The 1,544-nt window shown below is 73.5% G+C and carries 1 protein-coding gene; it reads left to right on the top strand.

Going from position 1 to position 1,544, the window contains the following annotated elements:
* Nucleotides 1-471: 471 nt before the first annotated feature.
* Entirely contained in the window at nt 472-1,194 is a 723-nt protein-coding gene (locus tag ABD323_RS41000; RefSeq protein ID WP_344447194.1) for an aggregation-promoting factor C-terminal-like domain-containing protein, read from the top strand.
* Nucleotides 1,195-1,544: the final 350 nt, after the last annotated feature.

Here is a 1,544-nt window from a genome sequence, read left to right as displayed (position 1 = left end):
TCCGAGCGCTCGCCGATCGCCGCCCTGGTGACCGAGATGCTGGAGGACATCCAGCCGTAGGACCCGGCCGCGGCGCCCCGGCGGGGCCGCGGCGGACCACGAACGATCCGTCCGGTTCCCGACTTTGGCCCGGAACCGGGCGGATCGTCATCACATCGCACGGTTCCTGTCCAGCGAACGGGCAATTCTTCTGCCGGGTCGGGATGTGAGATTCGCCACGCAACCGGGAATTGCGCACCCGCGTCCGGTTGCGGCATGGTGAGGGTTCTGTCAGGCCCCGCGTACGGCCCGCTCGTTGGGTGTCAACTGCATATGAACGGTCCGTACGCCGCCCGATTCACCTGTTCGCACCCGGTTCGCCGGTCGCGGGCAGCGGGCCGGCGCCTCCCGTGACCGACGCAGGTGGAGGCCAGCGACCAGGGCATGTTGCGCCTTCACGGTCACGCGTGGGCGACGCTGGAAGGAAACCATGTGACTCGGATCTCGGTCCGGGGAGTCGCTGTGGCCTCCGCCACCGCCGTCACCGCCGTCGGTGCCGTCGTGGGTGTGGCCTCGGGCAGCGAGGCCAAGCCCGCCCAGGCGGTCGATGTCGCGGGTGCCACGCTGCTCGCCGACGTCCCGTCAGCTTCCGACGCGCAGGTCGTCAGCGACCACTTCAAGCAGCAGGCCACGGCCCAGCAGGTGTCGGCCGACGCGGCGGCCAAGAAGGCCGCCGAGGAGGCCGCGCGCCAGAAGGCCGCCGCCGACGCGCAGGCCAAGGCCGACGCGGACAAGGCCGCCGCGGACGCGGCCAAGGCCGCCGACGCCAAGCGGCAGGCCGACGACGCGGCCGCGGCCCGGGCCAAGGCCCGCTCCCAGCTCGCCGTCGCCAGCACGCCCTCGGCCCCTGCCGCCTCCTCCTACAGCCCGGGCTCGGTGCAGTCCATCGCGGCCGGGATCGTGGGGGACGACACCCAGTTCCAGTGCTTCAGCAACATCGTGAAGCGCGAGAGCGGCTGGGACTACACGGCGATGAACCCGTCCGGCGCGTACGGCCTGGTGCAGGCGCTGCCCGGTTCCAAGATGGCCTCGGCCGGCGCGGACTGGCGGACCAACCCGGCCACCCAGATCAAGTGGGGCCTGGGCTACATGAACGACCGCTACGGCAGCCCCTGTGGCGCCTGGTCGTTCTGGCAGAGCCACAGCTGGTACTGAGGGCCGCTCACGGCCCGCGACCCACGGACCCCGGACACCGCTCGGCTTCGAGCGGCGGCCGGGGTCCGCGTCGTTCCCGGGGGCCCTGCGCTTCCACCGCGCCGTGCCGGGTAGCGTCATACCGCAGAGCCGTGGCGGCGCCCACGGCCAGAGCGGGAGGACCAGCGATGGCACGGGGTGGGGAACACGGGCTCGGTGCGTTGAGAACGATGGCCCGGCGGTCCGCCGCGGCGGTCCGCGCGGTGGCACGGCGGGTCGAGGACCAGCGGGCGGAGCAGGACGCGCCGACGCCGGTGGCGCCCGCCGAGGCCGGGGCGGGTGAGCCGATCCCGGTGCCCCGCGCCGCCGAC

It is taken from the genome of Kitasatospora nipponensis (assembly GCF_039528135.1).
Classification (GTDB): domain Bacteria; phylum Actinomycetota; class Actinomycetes; order Streptomycetales; family Streptomycetaceae; genus Kitasatospora; species Kitasatospora nipponensis.
Note: the sequence above shows the minus strand (reverse complement) of the source record. Positions and strands in the feature narration are given on the sequence as shown.